Origin of the sequence: Neobacillus sp. GCM10023253 (assembly GCF_042653105.1) — a bacterium.
Lineage (GTDB): Bacteria > Bacillota > Bacilli > Bacillales > Cytobacillaceae > Neobacillus > Neobacillus citreus.
This window is the reverse complement of sequence record NZ_JBHSHV010000012.1, coordinates 452,041-466,741: the sequence shown is the minus strand read 5'-3', so window position 1 is coordinate 466,741 and position 14,701 is coordinate 452,041. Positions and strand designations below refer to the sequence as shown.

The 14,701-nt window shown below is 43.3% G+C and carries 14 protein-coding genes and 1 pseudogene; 13 read left to right on the top strand and 2 right to left on the bottom strand.

Annotated elements, in window-relative coordinates; genetic code table 11:
• Nucleotides 1-30: 30 nt before the first annotated feature.
• The 10 genes and pseudogenes from safA to yajC all read left to right on the top strand — a co-directional run.
• A pseudogene (gene safA / locus ACFPA1_RS29425) lies at nucleotides 31-178 on the top strand (SafA/ExsA family spore coat assembly protein); the annotation flags it as partial.
• 1,509 nt (nucleotides 179-1,687) lie between these two features.
• Nucleotides 1,688-2,674, top strand: a complete 987-nt coding sequence (locus ACFPA1_RS16460) for a phosphotransferase (RefSeq protein ID WP_378584156.1) — start codon at nucleotides 1,688-1,690, stop codon at nucleotides 2,672-2,674.
• Nucleotides 2,675-2,773: 99 nt separating this feature from the next.
• Nucleotides 2,774-3,460, top strand: coding sequence for a YhcN/YlaJ family sporulation lipoprotein (locus ACFPA1_RS16455; protein ID WP_378584155.1), 687 nt, complete (start codon nucleotides 2,774-2,776; stop codon nucleotides 3,458-3,460).
• 126 nt (nucleotides 3,461-3,586) lie between these two features.
• Nucleotides 3,587-4,117: a BofC C-terminal domain-containing protein gene (locus ACFPA1_RS16450; RefSeq protein ID WP_378584154.1), complete on the top strand. Its 531-nt coding sequence runs from the start codon at nucleotides 3,587-3,589 to the stop codon at nucleotides 4,115-4,117.
• 307 nt (nucleotides 4,118-4,424) lie between these two features.
• Entirely contained in the window at nucleotides 4,425-5,036 is a 612-nt protein-coding gene (gene ruvA, locus ACFPA1_RS16445; RefSeq protein WP_213144732.1) for a Holliday junction branch migration protein RuvA, read from the top strand.
• A gap of 10 nt (nucleotides 5,037-5,046) precedes the next feature.
• On the top strand, nucleotides 5,047-6,048 hold the full coding sequence (ruvB, locus tag ACFPA1_RS16440; protein WP_213144733.1) for a Holliday junction branch migration DNA helicase RuvB: 1,002 nt from the start codon (nucleotides 5,047-5,049) through the stop codon (nucleotides 6,046-6,048).
• Nucleotides 6,048-6,251: a DUF2905 domain-containing protein gene (locus ACFPA1_RS16435; protein WP_213145286.1), complete on the top strand. Its 204-nt coding sequence runs from the start codon at nucleotides 6,048-6,050 to the stop codon at nucleotides 6,249-6,251. Before ruvB ends, ACFPA1_RS16435 begins: the two co-directional genes overlap by 1 nt.
• A gap of 18 nt (nucleotides 6,252-6,269) precedes the next feature.
• Nucleotides 6,270-7,298: a tRNA preQ1(34) S-adenosylmethionine ribosyltransferase-isomerase QueA gene (queA, locus tag ACFPA1_RS16430; RefSeq protein ID WP_213144734.1), complete on the top strand. Its 1,029-nt coding sequence runs from the start codon at nucleotides 6,270-6,272 to the stop codon at nucleotides 7,296-7,298.
• 127 nt (nucleotides 7,299-7,425) lie between these two features.
• Nucleotides 7,426-8,565: a tRNA guanosine(34) transglycosylase Tgt gene (gene tgt, locus ACFPA1_RS16425; RefSeq protein WP_213144735.1), complete on the top strand. Its 1,140-nt coding sequence runs from the start codon at nucleotides 7,426-7,428 to the stop codon at nucleotides 8,563-8,565.
• A 29-nt stretch (nucleotides 8,566-8,594) separates the two neighbouring features.
• Nucleotides 8,595-8,873: a preprotein translocase subunit YajC gene (gene yajC, locus ACFPA1_RS16420; RefSeq protein ID WP_213144736.1), complete on the top strand. Its 279-nt coding sequence runs from the start codon at nucleotides 8,595-8,597 to the stop codon at nucleotides 8,871-8,873.
• A gap of 47 nt (nucleotides 8,874-8,920) precedes the next feature.
• Here yajC and ACFPA1_RS16415 read toward each other — a convergent pair whose 3' ends face one another.
• On the bottom strand, nucleotides 8,921-9,280 hold the full coding sequence (locus tag ACFPA1_RS16415; protein WP_213120644.1) for a TIGR04086 family membrane protein: 360 nt from the start codon (nucleotides 9,278-9,280) through the stop codon (nucleotides 8,921-8,923).
• A gap of 263 nt (nucleotides 9,281-9,543) precedes the next feature.
• Between ACFPA1_RS16415 and ACFPA1_RS16410 the strand changes: the two genes are divergently transcribed.
• Nucleotides 9,544-10,206 carry a DUF421 domain-containing protein gene (locus ACFPA1_RS16410; protein WP_213144737.1) on the top strand — a complete coding sequence of 221 codons (663 nt, stop codon included), beginning with the start codon at nucleotides 9,544-9,546 and terminating at the stop codon, nucleotides 10,204-10,206.
• Nucleotides 10,207-10,302: 96 nt separating this feature from the next.
• On the opposite strand, the gene spoVB is transcribed toward ACFPA1_RS16410, so the two are convergent.
• Nucleotides 10,303-11,856, bottom strand: coding sequence for a stage V sporulation protein B (gene spoVB, locus ACFPA1_RS16405; protein WP_213144738.1), 1,554 nt, complete (start codon nucleotides 11,854-11,856; stop codon nucleotides 10,303-10,305).
• A gap of 128 nt (nucleotides 11,857-11,984) precedes the next feature.
• On the opposite strand from spoVB, the gene ACFPA1_RS16400 reads away from it, so the two are divergent.
• Nucleotides 11,985-12,269, top strand: coding sequence for a post-transcriptional regulator (locus tag ACFPA1_RS16400; RefSeq protein WP_338088291.1), 285 nt, complete (start codon nucleotides 11,985-11,987; stop codon nucleotides 12,267-12,269).
• A gap of 130 nt (nucleotides 12,270-12,399) precedes the next feature.
• A complete protein-coding gene (gene secDF, locus ACFPA1_RS16395) occupies nucleotides 12,400-14,661 on the top strand; it encodes a protein translocase subunit SecDF (protein WP_378584152.1) in 2,262 nt (753 codons plus the stop codon).
• Nucleotides 14,662-14,701: the final 40 nt, after the last annotated feature.

Sequence of the window (14,701 nt, the reverse complement as noted above, 5' to 3'; positions counted from 1 at the left end):
ATGGACTTATGCCATAGGAGGGAAATCAGAGTGAAGATCCATATCGTACAGAAAGGGGATACTCTTTGGAAGATCGCCAAGAAGTACGGCGTGAATTTTGAAGAGCTGAAGAAGTTGAATTCGCAGCTCAGCAACCCTGATATGATTATGCCCGGTATGAAAATAAAGGTTCCGACAGCTGGCGGATCCATAAAAAAAGAAGGCGCAATCAATTTAGGAGCGAAAAAAGAGGTTCCGCTGAAAGAACACCCATTTGCCAAGGAGAAACCAATACCCATTAAAGAAATGCCAGTAAAAGAAATGCCAGTAAAGGAAGTGCCGATTAAAGAGCAGCCTATCGTTAAAGAAGTACCAAAGGTACCATATACTCCAAAAATGCCTCTACAAGTCGTCCCTGAAATTGACATCAATAACTACTACCAAGTGAACATGCAAAAAATGACGGTTAAAGAACAACCGAATCTCCCGCCAAAACCAGTAAATATTCTTCCAGAAGTAAAAGAAGTTCCAAAGAAAGAAATTCCTTTTCCAGCACCTGTTGCTCCTGTACAAGAAATGCCGCAGGATTATTGTGTACCGATGACTCCAGTCATGCCTGGACCGGGATTCTGTCCGCCATACGATGGTTTCCCTGCAGGGCCGTATATGCCGTACGCAGGTGGTCCTGGAATGCCGATGGCCCCGGGTATGGCAGGTGGTCCTGGAATGCCGATGGATCCGGGTATGGTAGGTGGCGCTGGAATGCCAATGGCACCAGGAATGGCTGGTGTTCCAGGAATGGCCGGCGTACCGGGTGCGGTGGGCCCAGCCGGATATCCTGCAGCTGCAGGCCCGGGCTATATGCCATATCATTATGATGATGAATCGTCAGCTTTCATGCCGCATATGCCGGCTGTAAATCCGGGTTATAACCCAGGTGCTGTTATGGGCGCTCAAAACCCAGGATTCAATCCGGCTATGCAAACAACTTACATGGACCCGGCAGCCTTTGGGCAGATGCCTGCGGGATACAGCCAGGCTCCGGTTGGATACGGTCAAGTCCCGGCAGGATACAGCCAGGCCCCGGTTGGATACGGTCAAGTCCCGGCAGGATACAGTCAGGCGCCAGTTGGTTATGGCCAAATGCCAATGGAATATGGCCACGTGCCTGGAGGGTATGGTCAAATGCCAATGGAATACGGCCAAATGCCGGCAGGATATGGGCAGATGCCAGTCGGATATGGCCCTACTCCAGCAGGAGTTCCTCAACAAGGAGGTTATCCGGCAGGAATGGAATTTGGTCCATCCATGCCAGCTGGGCCTGAAGCATCATTTGGCGGCCAGGCACAGGGCGTTCCTTACGGAGCGGGAGCACCATATGGACAATTGCCCTACGGTTATCCGCAAATGTCTGGGCCGGCCCCTCAGGTAATGGGGGCAATGGATTTCCCATCGTCAGACGATATGGTGCAAGGAGCTGCAGCACCATTCATGCAAAATCCTGCACAGGGTCTGCCAGTAGGAACAGGAGCAATGGTTGACTGCGGCTGCGGAGCGCCCGCTCAAGCACCAGCACCACAAGCTTTTGTTCCACCGACCCCGCCAATTTACAGTGCGCCATATACAGCACCATTAAATGTTGCCCAGCCGCCATTTATGAACCCTTATGGAATGGGGCCGGCAGGCTATGGCATGACGGGTTTTCCTGATGAGAGCAGTTAATATAAGAAGTGGAAACGGAGACGATGCATATTTTGATCGTCTCTTCTCTTATTTTCAGTCACAGTTTCAGGGTGAAATAAGCAAATTTGTTCCAATTCGTGGGAATGTTTTTTTAATCAAGACGAAAAAACAAAGCTATATCCTTAAAGGGTATTCGAACCATCGAAAGCTGAAATTGCAGGAGGCTTTTACTGCAACGCTGAGAAAAGAGGGATTCAAGAAAACCTATCGTTTTTTAGAACCTCCCTCAAAGGAACAGTTATATTTTGAAGGAACCCATTATGGCTGTCTCGAATATCTTTCCGCAAATAAATCCGCCTTTTCTTTTCATACCCGCAGTAACCGCCAAGAAGGATTGGACCTAATTGAACAATTTCACGATACGACTAAGTCTTTTGAAAAAAGGTATCGCACATTGATGCCGAATGGAGATATTCTGGCAAAATGGACGGAAAGGTATCATTTATTTTTAAATAATCTTCCCTTCCTTCGCCATTTTATAAAGGAGCCTTTTGTCTCGGAAATGGTGTCGTGGGCGTATTGGTCTTTAACAGGAATGGAACAGCAACAAACTTTTTTTCATAACGAAGCCGATGTGATATTGCATGGTGATGTTGCCCATCATAATTTTTTACGGGACAAAACAGGTAAACTGCATTTAATTGATTTTGATTTGATTAATATTGGACCGCCGGTTTTTGATTATTTACAATATGCAAATCGAATTCTTCCTTTTATCGATTGGTCCTACGACAATTTGCTAACCTATACTCAAATGAAGAAATACAAAAGAGAGCCAGCTTTTTTATATGCTTTAGCATATCCTGCAGATATTTTTCGGGAATGGAATCGGATTATCAGGGAAAAATCTTATTCTGATGAGACGAAATTAAGGCAGGTTATTGATTTATCCGTCGGCCAGTTTACTGACAGAAAAAACTTTGTGGAGCAATTAAAGGACCTTTTGGAATAATCATGTAGCTGTTCTACGAGAATGAAACTCCCTTAAAATTAACACCCTAATAAAGAGCATGCTTCATATGCTCAGGATGTTTAGAAGGGGGTTTTTCGCTTGAACAAGAAACAGTGGATGATTCCTTTTTCTGCCCTAATGCTAATGGGTGCAGCTGGCTGTGCAAACAACAACAAAAGCTCCGACCAAAATAATAATCTGATGCGGCCGGTTGGTTATTATTCCAATGAAAACCATTCCGATAATAATTATGGGTACTTAAGGGATAATGACGGTGCCTTGCCGGAAGTATTGGATCACACAATTGGCGACGAGGACAACGTAATTAATGAAAACAGACGTAATGCGCTGCAAACAAAAGATGAAAATGGGAATCCGAAAAATCCTACAACACCTTTAGCCAAAACTGACCGGAATTTTTTCCAGCGAGATAACCGTTTCAGTACGGCGGATATGAATTATCACGGCCACTTGAATAAACCTATAGGGTCTGGAACAGTGACTGATCCAGGGTTTCAAGAGCAAGTGACAGATCAAATTAGAGACAGGGTAGCCGATATCGATAATGTTCGCAGCATAAGGTCGGTTTCTTTCGGTGATCAGGTGATTGTCTCGGTAAAACTAAACAACCAAGACCGTGCTGCTGAAACTAAGCGGGCAATCAAGAATGCGGTAAAGAAATATGCTGAAGGAAGAAGCATTAACGTTATCACCGATGAAGGTTCTCTAGGACGGGACCGCAATCATAACAACGAACTTCCACAGCCAGAGCCTGATGGCCGATAGAACTGAGGGGCAAAGCAAAAATATGCTTTGCCCTTTTGTATTGTTTGAGTTCGGATAAAAAAGGAAAAAAAGGCTAAACTAGAATTGTAAACATGTTCAATTCTTAACATTTAAGAGGTGATTAGCATGAGGTTCAAACAACAAATGCTGTCGTGGTCATGGTTTGCTATTCTCTTAATAGGAGGAGAAGTCTTTGGTGGAACAAGCACTGTCACAGCAGCCCAGCTCAATGACCAAAGAAATACCGAACCTCTGCAAATGACAGTGACTTTAGAACGAGTCTACCTTGATGGTGAAATCAGTCAAGAAACATTCCAGGAAACAGTCTGGTCCATGGAAAACTTTTGGGCAAAGTATGACCAATGGCAGGTTTTGAGTATTGATGAATCTACTGTAGTATTTAAACAGCAGGTCGATGATATTTCCCCGTTATTAAAGGGAAACGGCTATTTTGGAATTACTGATGACGGCGTCTTAACTATTTTTAATGGAAGACCTGACCGCTCGCGAATTATTCAATCGTTTTTTCAAATAGACATCAAAAAGCTCGAAAGTAAGGCGCAAAAAGAACTGCTTCAAGGAATTCCTATTAAAAACAAAGATCGATATGTCGAGGTTTTGGAGACATTTAAGCCTTATTCGATAAAAAAAGAATAAAAAGGAATCAAATCAGTCTGAAATTAAGTTATCAGCCTGATTTTTTTTCGTTAACTCTGAAATATTTACCTGTTTTTTAAAAGAGTAAACTTCTATCGGCGAATTTTAAGTTTCTATCAGCGAATTAAGTCACTTTATCGGCGAATCTAAGGGATCTATCGGCGAATTTTGCCATTCTATCGGCGAATCGCAATCACGACTTGAATTTTATTTTTCCGGCACCGATTTTCTTCAACTCACCCAAAATTGTATGATAGAATGGAATACAGTGTGTAAGCACAGCAGGAAACTAGGGGAGAGAACCAGATTGTTTGAATTTATAAAAGGTACCGTTGAGTTTGTCGGTCCAGAATATATCGTTATCGAAAACAATGACATCGGCTACCAGATTGCCACGCCAAATCCGTTCGTTTATTCGCGAAAAATCGAAACCAAAGTGACGGTCTATACGTATCACTATGTACGGGAAGATGTCATGGCGTTATACGGTTTTGAATCTCGTGAGGAAAAAAGGCTTTTTACAAAGCTGTTAAATGTATCAGGTATCGGGCCGAAAGGGGCTCTGGCGATCCTGGCATCAGGCGAGGTCCAGCAGGTGGTCAACGCGATTGAAAATGAGGACGAAGGCTTTTTAATTAAATTCCCTGGGGTCGGCAAAAAAACTGCGCGGCAAATGATCCTTGATTTAAAAGGGAAATTACAGGATATCGTTCCGGATTATTTTCCGAATCTTTTCAATGCGGATACACTTCCAGTACATACACAGGACGGCGGCGAGGCATTTGAGGAAGCAGTGCTTGCTTTAAAAGCTTTGGGCTACTCTGATAAAGAAATTAAAAAGATTTCCCCTGAATTAAGAAAGGAACAGCTGACAACTGACCAATATATCAAAAAGGCCCTTCAACGGCTTTTGAAATAGGTGATGGTTTATGGAAGAACGGATTATTTCCGGTGAAGTAAACGAGCAGGAAATAAGCTTGGAACAAAGTCTTAGGCCGCAGACATTAAAGCAATACATCGGGCAGAATCAGGTGAAGGGGAATCTGGAGGTTTTTATCAAGGCTGCAAAGCTGCGGAGAGAAACCTTGGATCATGTCCTCCTTTACGGACCGCCCGGACTAGGTAAGACGACGCTTGCTGTCATCATCGCGAATGAAATGGGCGTCAATATCAGGACCACGTCCGGGCCGGCAATTGAACGTCCGGGTGATCTAGCTGCGATTTTGACTGCTCTTGAACCGGGAGATGTATTGTTTATTGATGAAATACATCGGCTCCCAAGGTCCATTGAAGAAGTTTTATATCCGGCGATGGAGGATTTTTGTCTGGATATCGTCATCGGGAAGGGGCCGACCGCTCGATCGGTGCGCCTCGACCTTCCGCCGTTTACCCTCGTCGGTGCCACTACAAGGGCTGGGGCACTTTCCGCCCCGCTTCGTGACCGATTTGGAGTTTTGGGCAGGCTCGAGTATTATAAAGAGGATGAGCTTAAAAATATCGTTAAACGAACGGCTGAATTGTTCGATACGGAAATCGATGACCAATCGGCCGGAGAAATTGCCAGACGTGCTCGTGGAACCCCAAGGATTGCCAACCGCCTTCTTAGACGCGTCCGTGATTTTGCCCAGGTAAAAGGGGACGGTTCCATCAATCTTGACCTGGCCAAGGAAGCATTGGAACTTTTGCAGGTCGACCGGCTTGGCCTTGACCATATTGACCATAAACTCTTAAAGGGAATTATCGAAAAATTTCGCGGCGGCCCTGTCGGACTGGACACAATTGCTGCTTCCATCGGAGAAGAGGCAGAAACAATTGAAGATGTATATGAGCCTTATTTGCTGCAAATTGGTTTTCTTCAGAGAACTCCAAGGGGCCGGATGGTCACCCCTAAAGTTTATCATCATTTCGGCATGGAGGTACCTTCACCGTGATGGGGCTATCGAAAACAATTATGATCATAGGCGGAGTCCTTTTTCTAATCGGTTTTTTAATGCAGTTTTTGCATCTCGGAAAGCTTCCGGGGGATATTGTTTTTAAAAAGGGGAATACTACCTTTTATTTCCCTGTGGTTACCTCCATTTTGGTTAGTATTGTGTTATCCCTGATTTTTTACATCATGGGAAGATTTCGTTAAGAGTAGGGATGTTTAAATATGAAAGTTGATATTTTTGATTTCCATTTGCCTGAGGAATTAATCGCGCAGGTACCGCTTAAAAACAGGACGGATAGCCGATTAATGGTCCTAAATAAAGAAACAGGCGACATAAAGCATGAAGTGTTTAAAAATATTACCGAATACTTGCGTGAGGGAGACTGCCTTGTCCTTAATGATACCAAGGTACTTCCTGCACGCCTTTTTGGTGTCAAAAATGATACTGGCGCCAAAATTGAAGTGCTTCTCCTAAAGCAGACCGAAGGTGACCGATGGGAGACCTTAGTAAAGCCTGCAAAACGTGTGAAGGAAGGGACCGAAATCGAGTTCGGCGATGGTCTTTTAAAAGCTGTTTGCACTGGAACTTCGGACCATGGCGGACGTATTTTGGAATTTAGCTACGAGGGAATTTTTTACGAGGTGCTCGACCAGCTCGGCGAAATGCCGCTTCCGCCATACATAAAAGAGCAGTTGGAAGACCGCGATCGCTATCAGACAGTCTATGCCCGCGAACCGGGGTCGGCAGCGGCGCCGACGGCCGGCCTCCATTTCACGGAAGAACTGCTGGAAAAGATTAAAGCAAAAGGGGTCCATGTTACCTTTATCACCTTACATGTTGGTCTCGGTACCTTCAGGCCGGTAAGTGTGGATGATGTTGAAGGGCATGACATGCATTCTGAGTTTTATATAATGACCGAAGGAACGGCTGAGCTTCTTAATGAGGTAAGAAGGAACGGCGGCAGGATCATTACGGTCGGAACCACTTCAACACGGACGTTGGAAACAATTGCTTCCGCAAACGATGGCAATTTCAAGGCAGGCAGCGGCTGGACAAGTATTTTCATTTACCCAGGTTACGAATTTAAAGCCATCGATGGCATGATTACAAACTTTCATTTACCAAAATCCACACTAATTATGCTGGTCAGTGCCTTGGCTGGCCGGGAAAATATTTTGCGAGCTTATCATACAGCCGTTGAGGAACGTTACCGCTTCTTCAGCTTTGGCGATGCGATGTTTATCATTTAGTGGAAAAGGGGCGGAGCGACGCATAAATGAATTACTTTAGCAAAGCTTGGTATAAAAAATACATTCTTCACTTAAATAAGTTTTTGCTTAGCACTAATCACACCGCCTTTTGGAAGGAGAAAACAATTTGACTGCAATTCGCTATGAATTAATCAAAACGTGTAAGCAGACGGGGGCCCGCCTTGGCCGGGTTCACACCCCGCATGGTTCTTTCGACACCCCGGCCTTTATGCCGGTAGGAACGCTTGCAACCGTTAAAACAATGTCACCGGAAGACCTTAAAGAAATGGGTGCCGGCATTATTTTAAGTAATACTTATCATCTATGGCTCCGTCCCGGCCATGAAATCATTAAAGAGGCGGGTGGACTGCATAAATTTATGAACTGGGACCGGGCGATTTTGACCGATTCGGGCGGCTTCCAGGTGTTCAGTTTAAGTGAATTCCGAAAAATTGAAGAAGAAGGAGTTCATTTCCGCAACCATCTTAGCGGCGAGAAATTATTTTTATCGCCGGAAAAAGCGATGGAAATTCAAAATGCCCTTGGTTCGGATATCATGATGGCTTTTGACGAATGCCCGCCCTTCCCGGCAACCTTTGAATATATGAAAAAATCGGTGGAGCGGACTTCAAGATGGGCCGAACGCTGCTTAAATGCCCACCAGCGCCCTGAGGATCAAGGATTATTTGGAATTGTTCAAGGCGGGGAATATGAGGAACTGCGCAAGATGAGTGCCCAGGATCTCGTGTCGCTGGATTTCCCAGGGTATGCTGTTGGCGGTTTGTCTGTCGGCGAACCTAAGGATGTTATGAATCGTGTGCTTGAATTTACCACGCCGCTGCTGCCAGCCAATAAACCTCGCTATTTAATGGGGGTTGGTTCACCAGACTCACTTATCGACGGGGCTATTCGCGGGATTGACATGTTTGACTGCGTCCTGCCGACTAGAATTGCCCGGAACGGGACTCTGATGACAAGCTCTGGCCGGCTTGTTGTAAAAAATGCCCAATATGCAAGAGATTTTGGCCCGCTTGACCCTGAGTGTGATTGCTATACATGCCGAAATTACAGCAGGGCGTATATCCGCCACTTAATTCGCTGTAATGAAACGTTTGGAATTCGTCTAACGTCTTACCATAATCTATATTTTCTGTTAAGATTAATGGAGAAGGTCAGACAAGCCATCATGGAAGACCGGCTTGGTGATTTCCGCGAAGAATTTTTTGAGCGTTACGGGTTTAATCAGCCAAACGCGAAGAATTTCTGATAGATATTTTTTGAAAGGAGGGAAACAGTATGGGAAATCTGGGATCCATTATTCCATTAATTTTAATGTTTGTCTTGTTTTATTTCCTGTTAATTCGCCCGCAGCAGAAGCGCCAAAAGGCGGTTCAGAACATGCAAAGTGAATTGAAAAAGGGTGACAAGATTGTCACGATTGGCGGCTTACATGGTTTTGTCGATTCAATCGATGAAAATAAGGTTGTCATCAAATGTGGCGATGGAAGCCGTCTTACATATGACCGCTCTGCCATTCGTGAAGTGACTGAGTCAAGTAAGGAAGCACAAGTATAAGACAGGAAAGGAAGCTGTTTCGATAACAGCTTCCTTTTTTTGCTCTTTTACGCAGTTCTTGAATTATTAGTTGCAATATTAACTCCTAAAATTCCGCCCATCATTGAAATTAATGTATAGCAGGTATGATAGATTACTTGCTCAGCAGAAAACAGCCGGTCATAGCCGAGGTATTGAAATAAAAAGACGATTAGTGAGTAAATCAGACCAGTAACGCCGCCGATCAGCCAGCCCTTTTCTTTCCGCTTGCCCCCGGACAGAAACCCTCCCCCAAACAAGCCAATAAATGATAGGGCCGTTACCACATATTGAAGTGTTGACTCCTGGGCGGACGTGAATCTTAACACAAAGGAAAAAATAAGGCTGGCAATGCTTGCAAAAGCGAAAATAAAAATTAATCCGTACAGTATGGCTGTACCAAAGCTCTTTGATTCGATGACTCTCTCCCCCTTTTGTTCCTGCCGGGCTAAATTTAATCTATTTTGGATATTTTATTCACGAAGGCCCGGAATACAGTTTTCTTCCTAGTACAAGCGTATTCAGAAGGGCGGCAAAGTAGAATTAAATTTTCGTTTATTCCTAAAATCACATCTGGGATATTATACCTTTCATGATTTTTTCTTTAGGAGCAAACAATATAATGGAATGCAATTAAAGGAGCGACAATAGGGTGGAAGATTTTCTAACGATACTTTTTAGGACTCTTTTTTTATATGCTGTTATTCTTGTCATTTTTCGCTCTATGGGAAAACGGGAAATTGGGGAACTTAGTATTCTTGATCTTGTTGTCTTTATCATGATTGGTGAATTGGCCGTTGTCGCAATCGAAAGACCAAACGTTAAATTATTTCATGCTGTTTTGCCGATGTTCTTGCTCATGATTATCCAAATTGTAATGGCGCTTCTTTCCTTAAAAAGTAAAAGGTTCCGCGATATGGTCGATGGAAAGCCGACTGTTATCATTAACAGAGGGAAGGTAGACGAGGATGCAATGCGGAAGCAGCGCTATAATTTTGATGATTTATTGACCCAATTAAGAGAGAAGGACATTCGCAGCATTGCAGATGTTGAGTTTGCTATTTTAGAGTCATCTGGAAGCCTGTCTGTAATTGAAAGACAGAAGGGAAGTCAGAACGAGCCGAAAAATGGCGATATCACCATTCCATTAATTATGGATGGGACGATTGATGAGGAGAACCTAAAAAAAATAAACAAAACAAATCTCTGGCTTCGTCAGGAATTAAAGAAAAAGGGATATCGTGACATTAAAAAAATCTCCTTCTGCAGTTATGAAAACGGAAAGTTTTTTATCGATTTATTAGACGAAGAATAAAAGACACGCCAAGAAATGTGCGTGTCTTCTTAACGCGTAAATTCAACTACGCCTCATGAACCGCCCTATTGGACCCGCCAATCGGCGAGGTTTCATTTATTTTGCTATAAAAAATTTTTTAATCCATGGGATTCTTTGCAGTTCATCTTTTTTAATTAGACCTAATAATAAAAGCATCAAACAATAGGATATACTCATCGCGAATAAAGCGGCCAGAACTCTCACAGCTAAAGGTTCTGATAAAAGCATGTTATCAAATAGCCAGAACCCCATCCAGCCTGATGCCCCCATTACCAAAAATCCTTTTAAGTAGTCGCGGATATAAAAGGGAAAGGAAATCCTTTTTAAGACCGTCGCAAAGTGAAGGAGGGTAACAGCGACAAAGCCTACGATAATCCCTAGCGCAGCACCGGTAATTCCGAAGGCAGGCTGGGCAGCAAGGATAAAGATGACGGCCGTTTTCACAATCGCCCCGATTAAACTATTAATCATTGCCGCTCTTGCTAAGTTCAATGCTTGAAGGACGGCCTGAAGCGGGCCTTGATAATAATAAAACAAAAAGAATGGCGCCATCAGCCGGATAAAATAAGCCCCCTTTGTGGAACCATACATCAATTGCATCAGAGGATCTGCTAACACATAAAGCACGATGACAGCAAGTCCGCCTGTCAAAAAAGTCAATCTTAATGCCTGCTGGAGCCTGTACTCTATTAATTTATAGTTTTTCTGCGAATTTGCTTCGCTGATGGCTGGCACAAGGGAGGTAGCCAGCGAGAAAGTCACAAAAGAAGGAAGCATCAACAGCGGCATTGCATAACCTGTCAGGGCGCCGTATTGTTTTGTCGCATCAACCGCCATCACACCCGCAATTGCCAAGCTGTGAACGACCACAATTGGCTCAAAGAACCACGAAACCGACCCAATCATTCGGCTTCCCATTGTCGGAATCGCGATCTCCATCAAATCTTTAAAGGTTTGTTTCCCCTTATGGACAAACTGGAAAAAATTCTTGCGCAGCCTAAAGCGTTTTTTAAATTTAAAGGTTGTCATTAAGTAAATAAGAGAAACTACCTCACCTAAAACGGAAGCCGCCATCGCCGCCGCAGCCGCGTATTCGACTCCGTAAGGGAGAAAAGCTTTGGTCATAACGGCAATTAAGGTAATCCGTACAAGCTGTTCTAAAATTTGCGATACGGCTGATGGCCGCATGTTCTGTCTTCCTTGGAAGTATCCTCTTAACACGGAAGAAATAGCGATAATGGGAACCGCCGGTGCAATCGCCATCAAAGGATAATAGGTTCTTGGGTCGGTAAAAAGTGTTGTTGACAAAACAGGTGCCAGCAATAATAATGCAGGTGTTATAATGATAGATAGCGAAATCGTTGTGGCAAGGGAAACGACAAGAATTTTTTTAATCCCGGCATGATCACCTTTTGCCTCCGCCTCAGCAATATTTTTCGAAATCGCCACCGGCAGCCCAAGCTGCACAATTGTCACCACAAGGATAAATGTAGGATATGCCATCATATATAAGCCGACGCCTTCTTCACCAATGCTGCGCGCCAGGACAATCCGATAAATGAAACCAAGGACTCTTGTAATCAATCCAGCAACTAATAGGATAAAAGTCCCCTTTAAAAACTTTGACATACTCTTCCCACCTTCTCAAAATAGGCGATATCATATACAATTATCTATATGCGATATGGTGGACAAAGCATGACAAGCATTTATACGGCAGTTTAATTTATGAATACTTCTTTCGGGGGGCAATGAAGATGGATTATGGTCAATTTCGTACTCAAGTAAAACCTGCTATGGTGAGCAAGCTGGAAGAATTTCGTTTGCTGGGTTATGATTCAGTCAGCGAAAAAGAGCTTTGGGAATACCTGACCAAGAAAAAGTGGAGAAAGGTAACGGACGAAAAGAAGCTTTACGAAATCATCCAGGATATTCTCTCCATTAAGGTAAGTGATTTCATCAGCTTTGCAACGATTGAAACATATAAAACTGCCGAATTCTCTCTTGAAGATGAAGAGGAATGGAAAGAGCTTTTAAAATAGTCTTAACTATCTTTTTCTAAATTGACAGTGCTGTTGACATATTCCATAATGAAGGAAGTGATTTTGGGCAGTATTGGACTAAGAAAAAGCAAACGGTGCTTTTGTTTTATTTAAGGAGGAACAATACATAATGGTGAAACGCAGTCGAATTTTGGCCTTCCTTCTAATAGTTGTGTTATTAGGAAGTACGATGGGAGTAACAGCAAAAGGAATTTTGAACAACATTAAGCTTGGCTTGGACCTGCAAGGTGGTTTTGAGGTTCTATATGAAGTGCAGCCGGCGAAAAAAGGCCAGAAAATTGACAAAGATATCCTGGCCAGTACGGCTAAAGCGCTCGATAAGCGGATTAACGTCCTCGGGGTCAGCGAACCAAACATTCAAATTGAAGGGACAAATCGAATCCGCGTTCAGCTTGCCGGTGTCGAAGATCAAAATCAAGCGCGGGAAATTTTGTCTACCCAAGCAAATCTTTCCTTCCGTGATGCCAATGACCGCCTAATGATGGACGGTACTGATTTAAAAGAAGGCGGAGCGAAGCAAACTTTTGACGAAAATGGTAAACCAAGTGTTTCGTTAACGTTAAAAAGCGCTGATAAGTTCAAAACAGTGACGCAGGAAATTGTCAACTCGTCTCCAAATGTTTTAGTCATTTGGCTTGATTTTAACGAAGGAAAAGATTCATTTAAAGCAGAAGCAGCAAAGCAAGACCCTAAATATTTATCTGCTCCAACAGTAAACCAAGTCTTTAACCAGAATACTGTTTCTATCGTCGGTAGCTTTACTGCTGAGGAAGCACAAACATTAGCCTCACTTCTAAATGCTGGTGCTCTACCTGTTAAACTGAAGGAAGTTTATTCTACATCTGTCGGAGCTAGTTTTGGTGAGCAGGCATTAAATGAAACAATTCTGGCCGGTATTATCGGTATCGCCATTATTTATCTTTTCATGCTTGTGTATTATCGCTTCCCTGGATTCATTGCAACAATTACATTATCTCTATATATTTATCTCGTTTTACTCATATTTGACTGGATGAACGGAGTGTTGACGCTGCCGGGTATTGCCGCCTTAATCCTCGGGGTGGGGATGGCTGTTGACGCCAACATCATTACCTATGAGAGGATACGGGAAGAAATTAAGGTTGGTAAATCCATTAAATCCGCGTTCCAAGCAGGAAGTAAGAATTCCTTTTCATCGATTCTTGATGCCAACCTGACAACGATTTTGGCCGCCGGCGTGCTGTTCTTCTATGGTACAAGCTCGGTTAAAGGCTTTGCTACGATGTTATTGGTGAGTATCCTGCTAAGCTTTGTGACAGCCGTTTTCGCGTCCCGTTTATTCTTAGGATTCTGGGTAAACAGCGGTTTCTTGAATAAAAAGCCGGGCTGGTTTGCTGTTAAGAAATCTGCGATTAAGGATATTGCCGAAAACTTTGATACATTAGATTTGCCAACACGATTTGATAAGCTGGATTTTGTTAAAGGCAGAAGGGTGTTCTTCATTATTTCCGGAGTCTTGCTAGCCGCCGGTTTAGTGCTGCTGCTAGTGTTCCGTTTGAATTTGTCCATTGATTTTTCAAAGGGAACCAGGATTGAAGTCTTATCTAATAACCCTTTAACAACCCAAACAGTTGAAACGGCATTAAATAAGCATCATATTACACCGGATGATATTGTGATTTCCGGTGATAAAAAGGAAATAGCCTCCGCTCGTACGAAGGATGTTTTATCCAAAGATGAAATTGCAAAGTTAAAATCAGACTTTAAGCAGGAATTCGGGTCAGAGCCAAACGTCAGCACCGTTTCGCCGACTGTTGGTAAAGAACTGGCGAAAAATGCGTTTATTTCCTTGATTATCGCATCGATTGGGATTATTCTTTACGTTACGATTCGCTTTGAATGGGCGATGGCAATCTCCGCCATTGTTTCCTTATTGCATGATGCCTTCTTCATGGTTGCCTTCTTCAGTATTACAAGGCTGGAGGTTGACTTAACGTTCATCGCCGCCGTGTTAACGATTGTCGGATATTCCATTAACGATACAATCGTTACGTTCGACCGGATGCGTGAAAACATGCAAAAGAAGAAGCGTCTTAAAACGAATGCAGATATTGCTGAAGTATTGAATGTAAGTATCAGACAGACATTGACGCGCTCTGTTAATACAGTCTTTACCGTATTGGTAACGGTTGTTGCGATGATTATCTTCGGCAGTCCGTCAATCCAGAACTTCTCGATCGCCTTGTTTGTCGGCTTACTCACTGGTGTATATTCATCCATTTGTATCGCCGGTCCATTATGGTACGTATTTAAGACACGTGAGCTTAAAAAGAAGGGCGTCATTAAAACCGTTAAAGAAAAGAGAAAATACTCAGATCAGCCGCAAGTTTAATAAAAAGTAAAACCGCAGCCCAGGCTGCGGTTTTATTTTG